Origin of the sequence: Jejuia pallidilutea, from assembly GCF_002973595.1 — a bacterium.
In the GTDB taxonomy this organism is placed as follows: Bacteria; Bacteroidota; Bacteroidia; order Flavobacteriales; family Flavobacteriaceae; genus Jejuia; species Jejuia pallidilutea.
In genome coordinates this window covers 1-19309 of record NZ_PVEO01000003.1, presented here as the reverse complement: position 1 = coordinate 19309, position 19309 = coordinate 1, and the positions used below count along the sequence as shown (strand labels likewise).

The window sequence follows — 19309 nt, the reverse complement described above, 5'->3', positions numbered from 1 at the left end:
TTACTTGCCCAACTAATTAAACCCATAGCGTAACCCAAATAGCACATTACTAGGCGGCATTGGCACAACACCAGTTTCAATATACTCAGCATCAAAAATATTGGCAGCGGTTAGTGTAAACTCAAACTGTTTTACTGTAATTATTGCAGATGCATCCCAAACGTTATAGCTTAAACCAGCAGTACGTTCGGCATGCTTGTATATTATGTTGAAGTTAACACTTTTAGAAATTTGAGAACTTAAACGCGATGTGAAATGATGTTTTAAGGAGTTAATAGAATATCTAGAAAATGGAATATTTAAATCGCCCACTTCATCTTCTATAAATGTGTATCCCATGGATAAATTTTGAGGTAAATTACCTAATTTAAAGTTATAGCTTGTATTCACTTCAAACCCTTTAGTATATAAATTACGTAGGTTGGTGGCCATAAAACGGTCTGCTTCATTTTCTTTTACATAGTCTATTAGTTTGCTGGCATCTCTGTAAAATATGGCAAACGAACCATTAAATTTTGGTGAAAAGTATTTGCTCCCAAATTCAAACGAAAGCGCTTCTTCTGGTTCTAAGTTTTCATTACCAACAGTTGCGGGGTCGCTATAAAACAAATCGGTGTAGGTTGGTATACGATAGGTATTACCCGTATTTGCGTAAATTTTAAAACTATCGTTTAATCGATATCCAACATCTAGCCCAGGGAATGCATGAAATTTAAAATCTGAAAAATAAGTAACGGCTATACCGGGCGTAACATCCAATTTATTATTAAATAGTTTGAATTGGTGTTCTAAAAATAGGTTCGTCATAAAACGGTTTCTATTTCCCAGATTATTACTTCTAATGTAAATTTTAGACATATCTACGCCAAAACCAGTTACACCAAGATTTGAAGTATAGGAAGCATTGGCTTCTGCACCTATTTTATCTGTAATGTGCAGGTTTCTAAAAAAGTTAGGTTCTTTGCGTTTTAAAAGAAACATATCCTGATTACGTTTCCAATACACGCGAGGTCTTATTTTAAAATTATTAGATTTAAAAGTAGTTGTAAATCCAATTAAACTGTTTTGTGTTTCTTCATACTCGTTCCAATCTGGGTTTGTGGTATAAAAATTTTCAGCACCAAATTTTCTATCGAAAAACGTAGCAATCATTTCTATGGCTTGCGCCTTTTTGTTAAACACGCTTTTTATAAAAAGATTGGTGTTGTTATAGTCTGAATTATTACGGTAACCAGCCGAAGTTAATTTTCCAGCGTGAATAATATGAGACGAATTCTCTAACTCAGAACCTACAGTTACCGAACCGTTTAATTGCCCGAAACTTCCTGTTTCAACATTTGTAGATACGGTGTTTTTTAATTGCTTTTTAGTTACAATATTAATAGCGCCAGTAAAGGCATTTTGCCCAAATACGCGTGCTGCAGGCCCTTTTATAATTTCTATACGCTCTATAACCTCAATGGGTAAAGCGGCATTCATGGTATGGTGTCCCGTTTGTGCATCATCCATTTTAATGCCATCAATAAGCAGTAAAGTTTGGTCGAAACTACCACCACGAATATATAAATCGGCCTGACTTCCAGCTGTTCCGCGACGTCTTATATCTACACCAGCTACTTGTTGTAACAAATCTGCAACATTATTTGTGGCGCTGTTTTTTATGTCTTCAGAAGTTATTACATCAATGGTTCTAGAGTTTTCCTTAAATGGCAAATCTATTCGTGTTGAGGAAATTAAAACCGTATCAAGCTTTTGTTTTTGCGGTTTTTCTTGGGCGTTACCAACACAACAAGCTATTAAAATGGCTATAATGGTATATTTTGTTTTCATAATAAAGGATTGCTTAAAAAAACGTTGCAAAAGTCGTAACTTTCCGGACGAGTTAAATAGTCCAGTTTCAAAACAATGAATAGTCCGGTTATAGATATTTTAAAACAGTTAATCCATTTTGATAAATCTGATACAAAACCTGTTTACATACAAATAGCACAACAGGTTATAAATGCTATTCAGCGCGGATATTTACAAAAAGGCACGGTGTTACCAGGTTCTCGTGTTTTAAGTCAATTATTAAGCATCCATAGAAATACAGTTGTAGCCGTTTACGATGAACTGGCATCTCAGGGCTGGGTAGAGATTATTCCCAATAAAGGCACTTTTGTTTTAATGCCAGAACAAATAACGGCAGCAATTAAAGCGCCTATACAGGGCATAGATAAGGTGTACGCCTATTCTCAAACAACAGGGTTTCCTTTTCAGTCTTCGTTCCATTTGGCTCCTACCTTACAAAACACAGCAGCAAAATACAGTATTAATGATGGTAAACCCGATTTACGACTGCATCCTGTACACGAGTTCTCTAGATGGTACAGTGCAGTTATGAAACGTAAGTCTTTAATTTTAAAATGGAACCAAACCGCACCATCCCATTCGGTATTTAAAACCCAGCTATGTAATTATTTGAATGCTACCAGAGGGTTTTACATAACACCAAACAACCTAATAAGTACACGAAGTACAGAAATGAGCTTGTATATTGTTTCGCAACTTTTAATAAAGCCAAACGATGTGGTTTTAGTAGGGCATTTAAGCAACTATGCTGCTAACATGATTTTTCAGCAAGCTGGCGCTACCATTATTACAATTCCTGTAGATGACTATGGATTGGATGTGGCATATATAAAAAACCATTTTGTAAAGCGCAGTATTCGTTGTGTGTATGTATGCGCCAATAGGCATTACCCAACAACAAGAATGCTTAGTGCAGAACGCCGTTTAGAGTTGTTAAAACTGGCAAAAGTACTAGAGTTTGCTATTATTGAAGACGATTACGATTACGATTTTCAATACGAAGGTTCGGCAATGTTGCCTATGGCAAGTGCCGATGCCAATGGTTTGGTAATTTACTTGGGTAAATTAGGGCAATCTTTATTTCCAAGTTTTCAAACGGGTTTTGTTGTGGCGCCAGATAATTTAATTTCTGAAGCAACAAATTATTTGCAGTTGCTTGATGAGCAAGGAGATGTAATACAACAGCAGATACTTTCTGAGTTAATTTCAGAAGGTGAAATTTATAGGTTAGTGAAAAAGAATATTATAGTTTACAAGCAAAGACGCGATTGTTTATGTAACTATTTGCTAGCGTATTTTGGGCAAACTATAACATGGCAAATGCCCTCTGGAGGGTTAGCTATTTGGTTAGAGTTTAATCCTAAAATTTCATTAGTTAAACTAGCAGAAGCAGCCGAGAAAAACGATTTATATCTCCCAAAAACCTCACTTTATCAAAATAGGGATACCTGTGCCATTCGTTTTGGATTTGGACATTTAAATGAAGAAGAAATTGAAATTGTGGTTAAAACATTAAAAAATGCTTATGATGCTGCTCTTAACCTATAACGTTTTGTTATCCCTACGAAAGCAGGAAAGACCGAGTTTTAAGCTTTGGGATTATTTACATCAAACTCTGTTTGGCAGTTGTTGCAGCGGTATTTATCTTTCGAGTAAAACGGTAAAGTGCCAGAAAGAAAACCAATTAGAAATGCAAAAAAAGATTTTAAATCTGTTATTGTAGAAAACAATTGTACTTCGGTTTTATTACAATTTGGACAAGTAATAGGTTTGCCTTCGTCGTCCACAGAATACTTTTCAATACTGTTAAGAATGTGTTTTGCTTTTATAACATCCTCGGTAAGCACCTTAAGTTTTACGCCACCAATAGCGTTACTCACTAAAGGATCTGTATCTATGGTAAAATTATCACTTAAAAATACTTTTATACCGTCTGATTCTAAACGACCTTTTATAATTTGAGCTTCACTAGAATACTGAAATTTAGCTATTGTGGTAAAGGTTTGTGGCATGCGTTCTTAAATTTAAGTAAATATAGCGAAATGAATACGTTGATAAATGTGTATTTTTATCATAAATTAAAATATTTGCCATGAAAGAAATGCTATGCCTTTTACTGCTTTTAGTATCCTTAATTGGATATTCTCAAAACAACCATATTGTAAAGACCGAAGATGGGCGCCGTGTACTACTTAAAGCCGATTTTACTTGGGAATACATCGATTTAGAAAAACCTAAAACTAATAAAATAACAACCATTGCAAAAACAGATATAGACGATGGTTGTAACCTTCCAAAAGATTTTAAAGAACCAAAATTAAGCAGTAAAATACAATCGCAACTAAAAAAAGGCAGGGCCACTATTAAGCATATAAAAGAAAAAGTTGCTAAAGATTATGGATGTACCGTGGCAGATGTGAGGCTTTTATCTGCTTCAGAAAAAAAGACAATAGGTACTTATACGTTTTGTGCTAATGGTAAAAAAGTATATTATAAACGTAATGGCCATAAAATTGTAGAGAAGGGGAAGTTGTTTTAAGAAATATTTAGTTTTAATTTCGTAAACTATACGTATATTACATGTAAATTACACGTAAATGATGCCAAATAAAAAAAGAAAAGAAGTTTCCTTAGATCAGGACACACTAGTTTTACTTCAAATTCAAGCTGAAAAAGAAGGTCGCAAGCTTAAAAATTACATGGAGCATATTTTAAAAGAAAAGGCCAATAGCTTTGAATTAACCGAGGAGTACAAGACCATGATGGATGATATGCTAAATAAACACGAAAAGGGCAAGTTGCACTATATTAGCGAAAGTGAGTTTCGCAAGCTTACTGCTGGTAAATGAAATACATTATAGAATTTGAAGAAGGCACTTTGGATAATTTCCTTGATGCCATTGCGTATTACGAAAAAACACCTAATACCCTTTCTGATAGATTTAATAATGAATTTTGGGCAAAAATAGGTACAATAAAAGAAAGACCTTTGCCTTATCAAATTAGATACAAAGGTATAAGAGTTGCACACACGAAAATATTTCCTTTCGGGATTCATTTTATAGTAGATGGTACTGCAATACGAGTATTAAAAATTCTTCATCACAAACAATATTATAAATAATTAGTTTTCAAATCACAGATGTACGCCCTAGTAGATTGTAATAATTTTTATGCCTCTTGCGAGCGGGTGTTTAACCCTAATTTGCAAAATAAACCTGTTGCTATTTTAAGTAATAACGATGGCTGCGTTATTGCGAGAAGCGATGAGGCTAAAGCGCTAAATTTGCCAATGGGAGCCCCTATTTTTAAATGGGAAAATTTTTGTAAGACAAATGGCATAAGCGTACTGTCTTCAAACTACCCGCTATACGGCGATATGAGCCACCGCGTAATGACTATTTTAGAACAGTTTACACCAGATGTTGAGGTGTATAGTATAGACGAAGCTTTTTTACAATTTAAAGGATTTAACAACCACGATTTTACAGCGTATGGTACCCAAATACGACAACGTATTTTAAAGTGGACGGGGATTCCAACTTGCGTAGGTGTTGCGCCAACAAAGGCATTAAGTAAAGTGGCCAATAAAATAGCGCGTAAATTCCCTAAAGACACAAAGGGTGTTTATGTTATAGATTCTGAAGAAAAACGTATTAAAGCCTTAAAATGGATGAATATTGAATCTGTTTGGGGCATTGGTAGAGGTTTTCAAAAAAAATTAAAGGCTAAAGGCTGTAATAAAGCTGTAGATTTTGTAAACCTACCAGATGCATGGGTACGCAAAAACTTTGGCTCTACCGGTTTTAAATTAAAAAAAGATTTAGAAGGCATACCTCAATTACAGCTAGATGAACCTACAACTAAAAGGGCTATAGCTACTACACGCAGTTTTGATTATACCTATGATGATATAAACTATATAAAAGAGCGTATTTCTACCTTTGCTGCTATTTGTGCCGAAAAATTACGTAAACAGGGGTCTAGTTGCTACATGGTGTATGTAACATTACAAAGCGATAAACACAAAAAAAACTTAGAACAGCACAGGGCGAGTAGAGTGGTAACTTTACCTTACCCTACAGATTCTAGCTTGGTTATTAGTAGGGAAGCCGTTAGGGTAGCTACACAAATGTTTAAAGAAGGTATTAAGTACAAACGCGCAGGAGTTATTGTAATGGGCTTAGTACCAACAGATAACCAGCAATTACAAATGTTTGATAACGAAAATCCCAAACACAAACCCTTAATGCGTACTATAGACAGATTAAACAAAAAATATGCTGATAATAAAATAAAACTAGGCAACCAAGATTTACAGCGTACCTGGAAAATGCGTCAAGAACGCTTATCGCCAAGGTACACTACCAACATTAACGAAATTATTGTGGTAAAATAATGCACTATATTTGTTACACTAGAACAGTTTATAAATGAAACAACCCTGCGTAGTTTTAATTTTTTCTCTTTTTACAACACTTATATTTTCTCAGGAAATAACAAGTAAAGTTGTAGATTCATTATATAAAGAAGATCAGTTTTATATTGGTACAACATACAATTTATTGGGCAACAAACCCAAAGACGCAGGTTTAAAACAAAACAGTTTCTCGCTAGGGTTTCATTTAGGATATATAAAGGATATGCCCATAAATAAACGCCGAAACAAATCTATTGGTATAGGCTTGGGCTATTCTACCAACTCATATATTCAAAATATGCTAATTCAGCAGGATAATACAGGGAGTTTTATTTATAGCATTATAGATGACAATTTGGTAAGCTTTACTAAAAATAAGTTTTCAGAACATGTTCTAGAATTACCCATAGAGTATAGGTGGCGTACTTCTACAGCAACGTCTTACAAATTTTGGCGTATTTATACAGGTGTGAAATTAGGATATGTATTTGCCAACAGAAGTAAGTTTATAGGTAGTTTAGGCGAATTAAAATATAATAATATAGAAGATTTTAATACATTTCAATACGGACTCACCCTAAGTGTGGGCTATAATACTTGGAATGTATTTATATATTACGGTTTACATCCTATTTTTTCTGATACCGCACAACTAAATGGCGAAAATCTAGATATGAATGCTGTTAAAATAGGATTGATATTTTACGTGCTTTAACACTACCATTTTTATTATAACCAGTTATTAACTAAAATTAACTGAGGAAACACACCTATAACAACTCCCATAATTAACTCTGGGTAGGTATGCGCTTTTAAATGTAGTCTAGATGTAGCAACTGCACCACTAATAATGCTCATTAAGGCCAACGTGCCATTAATATTAATACTAAAGTGAATACTCAACGCAATAAAAAACATAAATACGCCAGAAATAGCAATCATATGTATACTGGCTTTAAACTTAAAAAACGTTAATATTAAACAAGACAAAGTGGAAATTAAAATGCCTATAAAAAAATAGTAAAGTTCAATGTATGGGTCGGGTCTTAGTATACGTTGCGTTACCAAAATAACAACAATAGCGTTTAAAATTAGTGGAATAATGCGCTCTTTGGTGCTTTTTAAATAAATAGAATTTACATGCCCCAATGTTTTTAATAAAAAGTATAAGAGTATAGGCAAAATAATGGTAAGTATAGAGAGCGAGGTTAATTTTGCCCAAATTACTTGCCTGTCGATAAAACGTGGTGTTTTAACAAAGTAAAAAATAACACCAGCAATGGGCATTATTAATGGATGAAAAATAACCGAAATACTTTTTAAGATATGGTGTGTTAATCTCATCTTTATGGTTTAGGGCATATAAAAAGTTGCGATACGTTCACTATATCTTTTTTCTTAAGCGTGCCACAGGAATATCTAGTTGTTCCCTGTATTTTGCTACGGTACGTCTAGCTATGGGGTAACCTTTTTCTTTTAAAATTTTAGCTAAGGCCTCATCGGTAAGTGGTTTCTTTTTATTTTCTTCCTCGATAACAGTTTCTAGAATTTTTTTTATTTCTCTGGTAGACACATCTTCTCCCTGATCGTTTTTCATAGATTCAGAAAAGAATTCTTTTATCAATTTTGTACCATAAGGTGTATCTACATATTTGCTATTGGCAACACGAGAAACGGTGGATACATCCATATCAATTTCATCTGCAATATCCTTAAGTATCATAGGTTTTAATTGGCGCTCATCACCAGTTAAAAAATAATCTTTTTGGTAATGCATAATCGCACTCATAGTAACAAATAAGGTTTGCTGGCGTTGTTTTATGGCTTCAATAAACCATTTAGCCGCATCTAGCTTTTGCTTTATAAATATAACTGCATCTTTTTGCGATTTGCTCTTATCTTTAGCATCCTTGTAACCTTTGAGCATGTTGTTGTATTCTCTAGATACGTGTAGCTCGGGTGCATTTCTACCGTTAAGGGTTAACTCTAATTCGCCATCTACAATTTTTATGGCAAAATCTGGCACCACATGCTCTACAATACGATTATTGCCAGCATAAGAGCCTCCAGGTTTTGGGTTTAAATGCTCAATTTCAGTTATGGCATCTTTTAGTTGTATTTCAGAAATATCAAATTTCTGTAATAATTTTTTGTAATGTTTTTTGGTAAAGGCATCAAAAGCGTTATCTATAATAGTAATGGCTAAATCGGTATCGGCAGTTTTTTCTTTTCTATGTAGTTGAATGCTTAAACACTCCTGGAGGTTACGCGCACCAACACCAGCAGGGTCTAGCTGATGTACAATTTTTAAAACACTTTCAATCTTATCTTCGGTAGTATACACATTTTGGGTAAACGCCAAATCGTCCATAATATCAGAGAGCGAACGCCTTATATAGCCACTTTCATCTACGCTACCTACTAAAAATTCAGCAATATCGCGTTCCTCATCAGAAAGTCTGTAGGTGTTTAACTGATGTATTAAATGTTGTGTAAACGATGTGCCAGCAGCATAAGGCATGGTTTTTTCTTCATCATCGCTACTGTAATTATTGGCTTGGGTTCTGTAATCTGGTACTTCGTCATCACTTAAATACTCGTCAATATTAATATCTTCGGCATTTATAGTTTCGCTATCATCAAAATCGTCGGTACTATTTTCAAACTCAGCATCAAAATCATCAGCCTTTTCTTCCTTGCCACCTTCTAGCGCAGGGTTTTCCTCTAGTTCTTGTTTTATACGTTGCTCAAAAGCTTGCGTAGGCAACTGTATCAATTTCATTAATTGAATTTGCTGGGGCGATAGCTTCTGCGATAATTTAAACTGTAAATGTTGCTTTAACATGGTTGTTTGGTATAACACCAATAAACTTTAAAATAACGGATTAAATGCGTTTTTGTTTCCTTTGTATTTCAATATAAAATAGAACCTTAACCAAAGCTATGCTTGTAGTTTCTATTTCATTTAAAGAACCTATAATTCAAATTTAATATCCATCATTTTAAAATCATTTGGTCTGAATCAAAGATAAAAAAACATTACGTAAACCAAAGGTCGTACCAAATTATTATAACGCCTCATTTTAACTTTTTCTATTGCCTAAAAAATGGTTGAAATTTGTTCATATTTCGTTGCTTTTCTCGTCTGTATTGCTGCGATGCACTTCAAAAGGTATATTATATTAACCAATTTTATCTCATTTTCGGTTAAGCATAAAAAGTAAGAAGCGTTCTTTAAAGTTTACAATAAAATATTATTTATTTGGGCGCTACCCTCCTTAGGTCGGGTCGGGCTTTCGGTAGTCGCTTCCCGCAAAAGGCGGGAGAGCTTCAACACATACCTCAATCCCTAGCGCGGGTTAACCTGTAAAATGTAGTTTATGCATTAGTAACCAAGGTGTTTGCTGTTTTTAAAAAACTTAAAACTCCGCATTTTGTGGCGTTCTTGGGTAAGGAATTACATCACGAATATTTGTCATGCCAGTAACAAACATAACTAAGCGCTCAAAACCTAAGCCAAAACCAGAATGTACCGCGGTACCGTATTTGCGTAAATCTAGGTACCACCACAGTTCCTCTTCAGGAATATCTAAAGCGGCCATTTTTTCCTTAAGCACTTCTAAACGTTCCTCACGCTGCGAACCGCCCACCATTTCGCCAATGCCAGGAAAAAGGATATCCATAGCACGAACGGTTTTACCATCTTCGTTTAAGCGCATGTAAAATGCTTTAATATTAGCAGGATAATCAAACAGTATTACAGGACACTTAAAATGTTTTTCCACCAAAAAGCGTTCATGCTCGCTTTGTAAATCGGCGCCCCAATCGCTAATTGGGAATTTAAACTTTTTCTTTTTGTTGGGCTTGCTGTTACGTAAAATATCTATAGCTTCGGTGTAACTTACACGTTTAAAATTATTATCAATTACAAATTTTAATTTTTCAATAAGCGACATGTTACTACGTTCTGCCTGAGGTTTGGTTTTTTCCTCGTTTATTAAGCGTTGCTCTAAAAAGTCTAGATCGTCTCTGTTATTTTCTAAAATGTAGTTAAGTACATATTTTAGGAAATCTTCGGCCAAATCCATATTTCCAGGCAAATCCATAAAGGCAACTTCTGGTTCAATCATCCAGAATTCAGATAAATGCCTAGAGGTATTAGAGTTTTCGGCTCTAAACGTTGGCCCAAAGGTATACACTTTACCTAAAGACATGGCATAGGTCTCCGCTTCTAACTGGCCAGATACGGTTAAGTTGGTTTCTTTTCCAAAAAAATCTTTAGAGTAATCTACATTGCCATTATCGTCTAGCGGTGGGTTTTTGGCATCTAGTTTAGTAACCTTAAACATTTCACCAGCACCTTCGGCATCGCTACCTGTAATAATGGGTGTGTGCATGTAGTAAAACCCATTATCATTAAAGTATTTATGGATGGCGTAAGACAGCGTAGAGCGCAAACGCATTACAGCGCTAAATGTATTTGTACGCGTGCGTAAATGTGCGTTTTCCCGTAAAAACTCAAACGAATGTTTTTTGGGTTGAATAGGGTATTCCTCAGGGTCAGAATCGCCTAAAACTTCTATAGCGCTTACAAGAATTTCTACATTTTGCCCTTTACCTTGGCTTTCTACCAATTCTCCTTTTATATGTAATGCAGCGCCTGTTGTTATGCGTTTTAAAAGAGCTTCGTCTGTGCTTTCAAAATCTACAACACATTGTATATTGTTTAGTGTAGAACCATCGTTTAAGGCAATAAATCGGTTTGCCCTAAATGTTCTTACCCAACCTTTAACTTCAACTTCTGGTAATTTATTTTCCTGTTTTAATAGCTGCGAAACGGAATATAATTGCATATATAAGGGTTTTTTGAGCAGTAAATATAATAGATTCAATGTTTAAAATTCAAATAATAAATTCCAAAAATTGAATAATTTTCAGATTATTACTATAAGAGAAGTTTTAAACTGTAATTAGTCTAGGTTCGCAGAGTGCTCAGGTATGTTATCGTCTTCTTCTGGAATTACGTTAATAGGTGGTTTTTTAAACACCTGTTTGTTTGCAATACTGCGTTCTAGAGATAGTAAAAGCGAAGGCAATAACAATAAGTTAGATAACATAGCAAATAATAAGGTGGCCGAAACTAAAGCGCCTAGGGCTACGGTGCCGCCAAAACTAGATATGGTAAAAACAGAAAACCCAAAGAACAATACAATAGATGTGTAAAACATACTTACCCCTGTTTCTCGTAAAGCACCATAAACCGAGGGCTTAATTTTCCATTTATTGGCTTGTAATTCTTGTCTGTATTTTGCTAAAAAATGAATGGTATCGTCTACCGAAATACCAAAGGCTATACTAAATACCAAAATAGTTGAAGGTTTTATGGGTACGCCTAGGTAGCCCATTAATCCGGCAGTGACCAACAGCGGTAGCAAATTAGGAATAAGCGACACAATAATCATTCTTGCAGACCTAAACATGTAAGCCATAAAGATTGATATTAGTAAAATGGCCAAAGAAAGCGAAATGGCTAAGTTTTTTACCAAATATTTTGTGCCCTTTTGAAATACCAATGCTTTACCCGTCATGGTAACATTGTAACGTTCTTCTGGAAATACTTTGGCAATTTTATCTCCTAAGTTTTCTTGGATGCGCTCCATTTTATCGGTGCCAATATCCTTCATAAACGTAGTAATGCGTGCGTATTGCCCGGTGCTATCTACAAAATTTTTAAGTAAATCTACATCGGATGATGAATTTTTAGCATACGATAAAATAAAACTGTTTTCTTGCGACGTTGGTAACTGATAATGTTTTGGATTGCCGTTGTAGTAGGCTTGTTTAGAATATTTTACTAAACCAACTACCGATATGGGTTTTGATAATTGTGGCGTTTCTTCAATAAACTCTTCAAGTTGATCCATGCGTTTTAGGGTAGAGAGTTTCATTACTCCTTTTTTACGCTTGGTATCTACCATAATTTCAACGGGTAAAATACCATCAAACTCTTCTTCAAAAAACCGAATATCGTTTACAAATTCAGACTCTTGTGGCATGTCTTCAATTAAACTGCCCGAAATCTTAATTTGGTTAATACCAATCATACTTACAATAAGCAATAATACTGAAATGGCGTAAATGGCAATGCGCTTTTGGCGCACCATGTGTTCCATCCAGTTTACAAAACCTCCAATCCAGCGTTTGTTTAAATGCTCTAAATGGCGGTCTTTAGGGAATGGTAAAAATGTATAAATAATAGGGATTATAAGTAAGCATAGAATAAAAATTGCTAGAATACTTAGGGATGCCACAATACCAAACTCTTTTAGTAAAGTACTTTCCGTAAGGATAAAGGTTGCAAAACCAGATGCTGTAGTAACATTGGTCATTAACGTAGCGTTACCAATTTTTGTAATAACGCGCTGTAACGATTTTACTTTATTACCATGTAATTTTACCTCATGTTGGTATTTGTTAATTAGAAAAATACAATTGGGTATACCAATAACGATAATTAATGGCGGAATTAAGGCTGTTAAAACTGTAATTTCATATTTTAACAATCCAATAATACCCAGCGTCCACATAACGCCTATGCACACTACAATTAGCGATATAAATGTAGCCCTGAAGGAACGGAAGAAGAAAAAGAAAATTAACGAGGTTACTAGTAATGCTGCTAAAACAAACTTTCCAATCTCGTCAATTATATTTTCGGCGTTTTTGGTACGTATATACGGCATGCCAGAAATACGAACATCTAAATCGTAATTGGTTTCAAAAGCTGCAATTTTTGGTTCTAAAATATTGAGTACAAATTCTTTTCTTGTAGAAGTGTTTACAAGCGATTTTTTAAAATATAATGCAGTACGTACAGTTTTTGTTTCACTATTAAATAAAAAATTATCGTAAAACGGATATTTATTAAATAATTCGTTTTGTAGCGTTTTAATTTGTGATATACTTGTAACAGAATCTTTTATAAATGGCTCTAAGGTAAATTTTTCCTCGTCGGTATTTTTAACTAACTTTTGTAGATCTTTTATAGAAATAACCGCTTCTATAGCGTCATAATCTTTAAATTCAGAACAAAATTTATTCCAAGCATTAAGTTTTTCAACCGTAAAAAGTGTGCTGTCTTTTACGCCAATTACTATTAAATTACCTTCTTCCCCAAAAGTTTGTAAAAAATTGTTGTAAGCAATATTTGCCTCGTGGTCGTCGGGCAATAAATTAGCCTCGGTATTACTAAAGCGCATATATTGCCATTGCGTACTAAAAAGGTAAGTAGCAATTACAATCCCTACAAGAATAATTATTTTATTTCTAAGAATTAGTCTTGCGGTAACATCCCAAAAATCTTTTGTCAACAATTTAAACATGCGCCTTTATAAAAAGATGGGCAAAGGTAGAAAAAACAATGTATTAAGCGTTGTAAAAGACCTATAATGTTAGGTTAAAAGTAAATTTAAAAGCAATGTTATCTTCAAAATTTGGTAAGTGATAACCGCCATAACGGTAGGTAAAACTTAAACCAAAACCAAAGAGCAATTTATTAATCTCAAAGCCAGATTCTGTATAGCCCTTGCGTAAAGAACCAAAGGTTACATTTTCATGACGTTCTGGGTTGTTCATGTCTCCAATGGCAAACCGCGAAATAAGCACCAGTTGTGGTTTGTAACGTTGTGAAATATTAAATGGCCTTAAAAAATGTTTAAACTGAAGTGTTGTAAACTTATCAGAAAAAAATTCGTTGAAGTACATGGTTTCAAAACTGGTAATGCCTGCTACCGAAAAACGTTGTAAAATAGTTTCCTTAGTAATATTGTTTGGATAGGCATGGTACAAATGCGTTAGCGGTACATCGCCACGTGCCATACCCGATACTAAAGTAATTTCCGAAACATTTTTATTTTTGTGGAGATGCCTGTGTATGGTTTTAAAATCTAATTTTGAAAAATTAAAATCGCCCTTTAAAACATTTTTTACGCTTCTTGTGTATTGCAATGTAAATTTTGGATAGCCTTCTTTTATGTTTTCGTAAAGATTATCAACTATTCTGAATTGGCTAAACGGACTCCATTGTGCCGATAGTGTAGCTGTACTAAATTGAAACTTATCGTAAAGTGTATTGTTTAGGTTGAATAAATAATTGTATGTGGGCTCTACATTACTCACAGAAAACTGGGCTACGGTTGATAACTTAGGGTGTAACTGATGGTTTATGGAAATGGCTTGCGTAATATGCCTATGAAATAAATCTATATTTAACAAGCGTGGTTCGAAAAACTGAAAAAACCGTGTGTCTGTTAAAAATTTAGAGCTTCCGGTTTCTTGTAAATCATCAGTATAAGACAAGTTTAACCATGTATTGGTACTTTGCGATAGCCGTATGCTTCCTCCAACACTGTATTTGTAGGCATCATCCCTAAAGCCGTAAACCGTATAGCCGTTAATCTTAAATTTTTCCGATAGGTTTTTATTGGTAACGCCACCTAAACCGGTTCTTAAACCTTCATATTGGTTGTATTTTACTAAATACCGTAAATCAAAATCGAAATATTTGGTAGGGAAGTAGCCGTTTCCTAATTGCTTTAGAAAAAAGTTTTTTTTAATAGAATCTTGCTCTACTTCAAAAAAATGAAATGCCGAATTTTGAGCTTGCACCAAACCGAAAGAAAAACAGAAAACAAGGGTGCAAATTTTTAGCATTAGTAGTAATAAAAGCTAGGAATTAAAGGAAAGAAGCGACTGTTTTGTCGCTTCCTTTTATACGGTCATGATTTCTTTTTCTTTATTATCAAATAATTCATCTACTTTCTTAACGTACTTATCCGTCATTTCTTGTATATCAATTTCAGCATTGTTTTTTAAGTCTTCAGACACATCATCATTTTTCTTCACATCGTTCATGGCGTCTTTTCGAGCGGCTCTTATACTTACTTTGGCGTCTTCGGCTTCAGCTTTAGCTTGTTTAGATAAGTCTTTTCGGCGTTCTTCAGTTAAAGGTGGCACATTTATAATTATGGTTTCGCCATTATTCATAGGGTTAAACCCAAGGTTTGCATAGGCAATACCACGCTCTATCTCTTGAAGCATATTTTTTTCCCATGGTTGTACCGTTATTGTTCTACCATCTGGTGTGTTAACATTGGCAACTTGGTTTAATGGTGTTTGTGACCCATAATAATCTACCATAACACTACCTAACATGGCAGGACTTGCTTTACCGGCTCTAATGTTTATAAACTGCTTTTTAAGATGTGCAATTGCATTATCCATTGCTTCTTTTGCGGTGTCTAGTATAAATTGTATGTCTTCGTTCATTTTTTTTAAAATTTAATTGTCAAAATACTTCAACTGTGTTAAGAAAAAAATATTCAAAAATTACGCCACATTTAAATAATTACTTCGGTTCCGATAGATTCACCCGATACTACTTTTAATAAATTTCCAGGTTTGTTCATATCAAAAACAATAATAGGTAAATTATTTTCTTGACTTAAGGTAAAGGCGGTAGTATCCATTACCTTTAATCCTTTTTTCAATACATCATCAAAAGAAATAGAGTTGAATTTCACGGCGCTACTGTCCTTTTCTGGATCTACATTGTAGATGCCGTCTACACGAGTACCTTTTAAAATAACATCAGCCTCTATTTCAATAGCGCGCAGTACAGCAGCCGAATCTGTAGTAAAGTAAGGGTTTCCAGTGCCACCGCCAAAAATTACAACGCGACCTTTTTCTAGATGGCGCATTGCTTTTCTGCGTATAAACGGTTCTGCAACTTCATTTATTTTTATGGCAGTTTGCAATCGTGTTGGAATGTTTGCGTCCTCAAGGGCACTTTGTAGAGCTAGCCCGTTTATTACGGTAGCCAGCATGCCCATATGGTCTCCTTGTACGCGGTCCATACCGTTGCTTGCACCTGCAACGCCTCTAAAAATATTGCCACCACCAATAACAATAGCTACTTGTACGCCTTTGTCTGTAATGGTTTTAATGTCTTGGGCGTATTCGGCTAAACGTTCTGGGTCTATACCGTATTGGCGTGTTCCCATTAAGGCTTCACCCGATAGTTTTAGGAGTATTCTTTTGTATTTCATTTTTTAAATTGAAGTTTAACAAAACTACATAATTTTTTTATTTCTGAAATTTATAAAACACCAATTTAATGCGTAAATTCTTCGGTAGTGCCTCCCTCTAAATGACTGCTGTTTTTCAAATTAAAGCTTGTAACTTAATTTAAACATCACAATTCTAGGTAAAACAAAAGTCCTAGTATCGCTTACAATAAAACTATTAAACGAATTTTGCTGCTTGAATTTTATATCAAAAATATTTGTAGCACTTACCTCAAAACCCCAAGGGTTGTCTTCTTTTTGATAGAACAGCGATGCATTGGCGACGTCAAACCTATTTTTAATATTAAGGCTTTTATTTTGGTAATTATCAAATTGGTAATCGGCCTTAAAAATAAAGTTTTTTAAAAAATCGTATTCTAAAATAGCTTCAAACCTATCGTTTTCAAAAGTGTTAATAGTATTGTTGGCATTATAGCGATTTAAGTTTTTAGTGTAGTTAATCTCTAGGTTCGGGTAATTTTTAAAATGCGTCTCAATACCAAAAGTTCCCGAAACGGATTTTGAAATATTAAGTTGGGTGTCATCATTAAGCAATTGATAAAAATCGTTATATGAAAAATCACTGCCCAAACGGTATCTTATTTTATTGACTTTTTTTGAAATGGTGCCGCTAACATTGCAGTTATGTTCTGGCTGGTCGAACATTACAGTTGTATTGAACGATTCTATACCGTTAAGCTCTGTTGTGGTTTTAATAGTTTCTAAACGTTTATTAAACGTGGTATTTAAGTTGAGATTGAATTGCCTAAAAAGGCTAAATTTATAATAACTTAAGCTTGCGGTATGATACAGTTGGTTTTCCAGTTGTTGATTTCCTCTAAACACACTATTAAAATTTGAAAGGATAAAATTATTAGCTAATTGATTAATAGCGGGAAATCGTGCGTTTAAATTGTATTTAAAATTGAGCTTTTCACTATTGTTAAATTCCACCTTAGCTGTGAATTTTGGCAATAACAAACCTTTATCATTAGAATATTGCTCGTCAAATTGTTTGGTGTGCCAATTGTAAAACTGATAGTACAACATAGGTTTAAACGTAGCAATACCAATTTGGAATTTGTACTCTAGCCCCAAAAAGGTATTAAAAAACCGATAGCGAAAATCGTTACCAAAATTTGCGGTATTAAAGTTATTAAAACTGCCATTGGATAATTGTTGACCATCTAGATTATAAAAACTATTAAAGGAGGCATTAACGCCAAAACTGGTGTATAGGTGATTAAAATTATTAAGCACCCAATAGTCCTTAACTACGACATTAATATCGTGGGATTTTGAGCGTTTTATTTGCAGAATATTAAACATAGTGTCGTCTTCCAAGGGAATAAGCCCCTGTAAAATCTGTCGATTGGTAAGCCACTCGGTAATGGGGGTGTCATTTTGAAAATTATATGAGGCCTCTAAAGTCGCTGTGTGGTCTTTTGATAGTTTACGGCTATAGCTGATGTTTTGCTTTAGGTTGAAAGATATAATATCTGAAATTGTTTGTATGCGATTATCCTGATTTGGGCTTACGGTATTTATCAAGCCATTATTTGCACTATTGGTTGTTTTTAGGAAGGTGTTGTAAGTTAAATCCTCTTCGTAGCTTGGGTTGTATTCTAAAGTTATTTTACCAATGGTAAAAAAATTGTCAAGGCTATTGGTTACCATTCTTTCTTCAAGAAAAGGGGTAGAAATATTTTGATAACTGTTAAGCGTATTGGTCTCCGTTTGGGTCTTGGAGTTTGATGCAATAATATACCCGCTTACATCCGTACTGTTAGAAATGGACTGCCTAATGTTTAATGCCCCAAATTGGTTGGTGTTCTCCCTAAAATCTTGATTGTTGAGATACTGCGCAAAATCGTCTTTTATTAAACTAAAATAGCCACTGGCATCTCGCAACAGTTTACTAATGCCTCCTTCAAATTCTAAATAATCACGAAACGTAAAGCTTTTAATGCCTATGTTGTTGAGGTCTCCAATAAAGTTTACGTTGGTTTTTGGGCTATAATAAAACAGGTTGGGGTGGATTACGTAGCGTTTTTTAATACCGCCACCAGCCTCTACATCGCCAAACACAAACTTTTTTTTATCTGCTTTAAGTTTTATGTTCATAGCCATGTCATCACTATCTTCCAAACCTTTTAACATGGCCACTTCGCTATAATTATCCAATACCTCTACCTTATCTACAGCATCGGCAGGAATATTATTTACTGCTAGTTTACTATTGCCCGTAAAAAAGGTTTTGTCCTCCACCAGCACCTTGGTTACCTTTTTGCCCTGGACCTTTACGTTGCCCTCTCGGTCCACCTCCACGCCGGGGAGTTTTTTTAATACCTCGCGCAGTTTGCGCTCCTCGCCACTAGTAAAAGCATCAACTTTATAGGTAATGGTATCTTTTTTTACGGATATGGGAGGTGTATAATTGAGCGTAACCTCGTCCAACTGGTCGGGGTTTTCAAGCAAGATAAAATTTTTGGTTATGTTTTGGTCTGTGGTGGTTAGGGTAATGGTTTGGGGTTTGTAGCCTAGGTGGCTTACTGTGATTTTGTAAGTTTGGTGTTTGGCTAAGCCTAATTCATAATTGCCGTTTTTGTTGGTTATGGCGAATTTTACTTCTGCTTTTTCTCCTTTAGGAATGGCTAGAATGTTGGTGTATTCTAAAGGGGTTTGAAGTGAATCAGTTACTGTACCAGAAACTATAAGTTGTTGGCTGTATGAAGAAAGAGGTCGTCTAAAAAGTAATTTTTAGGCGATTTTCTTTTTGGTTATTTTTCAGTTTGTTTTTTTTGACGTTTAATTTTTGCTACAAAACGCTCAATATAAAAAAGCAAAAGTGATTTTATATTGCCAAACTATACTTTTTAAGGTTGTGGGCCATTGCAATTAGCCCTATTTCAAC

The 19309-nt window shown here is 34.6% G+C and carries 16 protein-coding genes; 6 read left to right on the top strand and 10 right to left on the bottom strand.

Annotated elements, in window-relative coordinates; genetic code table 11:
- Positions 1-12 precede the first annotated feature (12 nt).
- A complete protein-coding gene (locus CLV33_RS06160; protein ID WP_105473160.1) occupies positions 13-1830 on the bottom strand; it encodes a TonB-dependent receptor plug domain-containing protein in 1818 nt (605 codons plus the stop codon).
- A 75-nt stretch (positions 1831-1905) separates the two neighbouring features.
- Between CLV33_RS06160 and CLV33_RS06155 the strand changes: the two genes are divergently transcribed.
- Positions 1906-3399: an aminotransferase-like domain-containing protein gene (locus CLV33_RS06155; RefSeq protein ID WP_105473159.1), complete on the top strand. Its 1494-nt coding sequence runs from the start codon at positions 1906-1908 to the stop codon at positions 3397-3399.
- A 38-nt stretch (positions 3400-3437) separates the two neighbouring features.
- On the opposite strand, the gene CLV33_RS06150 is transcribed toward CLV33_RS06155, so the two are convergent.
- Entirely contained in the window at positions 3438-3863 is a 426-nt protein-coding gene (locus CLV33_RS06150) for a putative signal transducing protein (protein WP_105473158.1), read from the bottom strand.
- A gap of 80 nt (positions 3864-3943) precedes the next feature.
- Between CLV33_RS06150 and CLV33_RS06145 the strand changes: the two genes are divergently transcribed.
- From CLV33_RS06145 to CLV33_RS06125, 5 genes are read left to right on the top strand one after another with little or no spacing between them, the layout of a single operon-like run.
- Positions 3944-4390 (top strand): DUF3157 family protein, encoded by a 447-nt coding sequence (locus tag CLV33_RS06145; protein ID WP_105473157.1) that lies wholly within the window; start codon positions 3944-3946, stop codon positions 4388-4390.
- A gap of 58 nt (positions 4391-4448) precedes the next feature.
- Positions 4449-4700, top strand: coding sequence for a hypothetical protein (locus CLV33_RS06140; RefSeq protein ID WP_105473156.1), 252 nt, complete (start codon positions 4449-4451; stop codon positions 4698-4700).
- Entirely contained in the window at positions 4697-4975 is a 279-nt protein-coding gene (locus CLV33_RS06135; protein WP_105473155.1) for a type II toxin-antitoxin system RelE/ParE family toxin, read from the top strand. Before CLV33_RS06140 ends, CLV33_RS06135 begins: the two co-directional genes overlap by 4 nt.
- Positions 4976-4993: 18 nt before the next feature.
- A complete protein-coding gene (locus CLV33_RS06130; protein WP_105473154.1) occupies positions 4994-6250 on the top strand; it encodes a Y-family DNA polymerase in 1257 nt (418 codons plus the stop codon).
- Between the two features lie 34 nt (positions 6251-6284).
- Positions 6285-6986 carry a porin family protein gene (locus CLV33_RS06125; RefSeq protein ID WP_105473153.1) on the top strand — a complete coding sequence of 234 codons (702 nt, stop codon included), beginning with the start codon at positions 6285-6287 and terminating at the stop codon, positions 6984-6986.
- Positions 6987-7000: 14 nt separating this feature from the next.
- Here the strand turns inward: CLV33_RS06125 and CLV33_RS06120 are convergent, their stop codons facing one another.
- The 8 genes from CLV33_RS06120 to CLV33_RS06085 all read right to left on the bottom strand — a co-directional run bounded on the left by CLV33_RS06120 (position 7001) and on the right by CLV33_RS06085 (position 19110).
- Positions 7001-7615 carry a hypothetical protein gene (locus CLV33_RS06120; RefSeq protein ID WP_042245347.1) on the bottom strand — a complete coding sequence of 205 codons (615 nt, stop codon included), beginning with the start codon at positions 7613-7615 and terminating at the stop codon, positions 7001-7003.
- 40 nt (positions 7616-7655) lie between these two features.
- The gene (rpoN, locus tag CLV33_RS06115; protein ID WP_105473152.1) at positions 7656-9116 is read right to left on the bottom strand and encodes an RNA polymerase factor sigma-54; all 1461 of its coding nucleotides are present in this window, start codon (positions 9114-9116) and stop codon (positions 7656-7658) included.
- Between the two features lie 574 nt (positions 9117-9690).
- Positions 9691-11124, bottom strand: a complete 1434-nt coding sequence (gene asnS / locus CLV33_RS06110) for an asparagine--tRNA ligase (protein ID WP_105473151.1) — start codon at positions 11122-11124, stop codon at positions 9691-9693.
- A gap of 117 nt (positions 11125-11241) precedes the next feature.
- Positions 11242-13653 carry an efflux RND transporter permease subunit gene (locus CLV33_RS06105; RefSeq protein ID WP_105473150.1) on the bottom strand — a complete coding sequence of 804 codons (2412 nt, stop codon included), beginning with the start codon at positions 13651-13653 and terminating at the stop codon, positions 11242-11244.
- 61 nt (positions 13654-13714) lie between these two features.
- A complete protein-coding gene (locus CLV33_RS06100) occupies positions 13715-14983 on the bottom strand; it encodes a hypothetical protein (protein ID WP_244906392.1) in 1269 nt (422 codons plus the stop codon).
- A 57-nt stretch (positions 14984-15040) separates the two neighbouring features.
- Positions 15041-15598, bottom strand: coding sequence for a ribosome recycling factor (gene frr / locus CLV33_RS06095; protein WP_042245341.1), 558 nt, complete (start codon positions 15596-15598; stop codon positions 15041-15043).
- A 71-nt stretch (positions 15599-15669) separates the two neighbouring features.
- The gene (pyrH, locus tag CLV33_RS06090) at positions 15670-16377 is read right to left on the bottom strand and encodes a UMP kinase (protein WP_045371475.1); all 708 of its coding nucleotides are present in this window, start codon (positions 16375-16377) and stop codon (positions 15670-15672) included.
- A 120-nt stretch (positions 16378-16497) separates the two neighbouring features.
- Entirely contained in the window at positions 16498-19110 is a 2613-nt protein-coding gene (locus CLV33_RS06085; RefSeq protein ID WP_105473149.1) for a TonB-dependent receptor, read from the bottom strand.
- Positions 19111-19309 lie beyond the last annotated feature (199 nt).

Coding starts and splice junctions, on each gene's coding strand:
- CLV33_RS06160 (WP_105473160.1), bottom strand. CDS start 1,830: ATGAAAACAAAATATACCATTATAGCCATTTTAATAGCTTGTTGTGTT.
- CLV33_RS06155 (WP_105473159.1), top strand. CDS start 1,906: ATGAATAGTCCGGTTATAGATATTTTAAAACAGTTAATCCATTTTGAT.
- CLV33_RS06150 (WP_105473158.1), bottom strand. CDS start 3,863: ATGCCACAAACCTTTACCACAATAGCTAAATTTCAGTATTCTAGTGAA.
- CLV33_RS06145 (WP_105473157.1), top strand. CDS start 3,944: ATGAAAGAAATGCTATGCCTTTTACTGCTTTTAGTATCCTTAATTGGA.
- CLV33_RS06140 (WP_105473156.1), top strand. CDS start 4,449: ATGATGCCAAATAAAAAAAGAAAAGAAGTTTCCTTAGATCAGGACACA.
- CLV33_RS06135 (WP_105473155.1), top strand. CDS start 4,697: ATGAAATACATTATAGAATTTGAAGAAGGCACTTTGGATAATTTCCTT.
- CLV33_RS06130 (WP_105473154.1), top strand. CDS start 4,994: ATGTACGCCCTAGTAGATTGTAATAATTTTTATGCCTCTTGCGAGCGG.
- CLV33_RS06125 (WP_105473153.1), top strand. CDS start 6,285: ATGAAACAACCCTGCGTAGTTTTAATTTTTTCTCTTTTTACAACACTT.
- CLV33_RS06120 (WP_042245347.1), bottom strand. CDS start 7,615: ATGAGATTAACACACCATATCTTAAAAAGTATTTCGGTTATTTTTCAT.
- rpoN (WP_105473152.1), bottom strand. CDS start 9,116: ATGTTAAAGCAACATTTACAGTTTAAATTATCGCAGAAGCTATCGCCC.
- asnS (WP_105473151.1), bottom strand. CDS start 11,124: ATGCAATTATATTCCGTTTCGCAGCTATTAAAACAGGAAAATAAATTA.
- CLV33_RS06105 (WP_105473150.1), bottom strand. CDS start 13,653: ATGTTTAAATTGTTGACAAAAGATTTTTGGGATGTTACCGCAAGACTA.
- CLV33_RS06100 (WP_244906392.1), bottom strand. CDS start 14,983: ATGCTAAAAATTTGCACCCTTGTTTTCTGTTTTTCTTTCGGTTTGGTG.
- frr (WP_042245341.1), bottom strand. CDS start 15,598: ATGAACGAAGACATACAATTTATACTAGACACCGCAAAAGAAGCAATG.
- pyrH (WP_045371475.1), bottom strand. CDS start 16,377: ATGAAATACAAAAGAATACTCCTAAAACTATCGGGTGAAGCCTTAATG.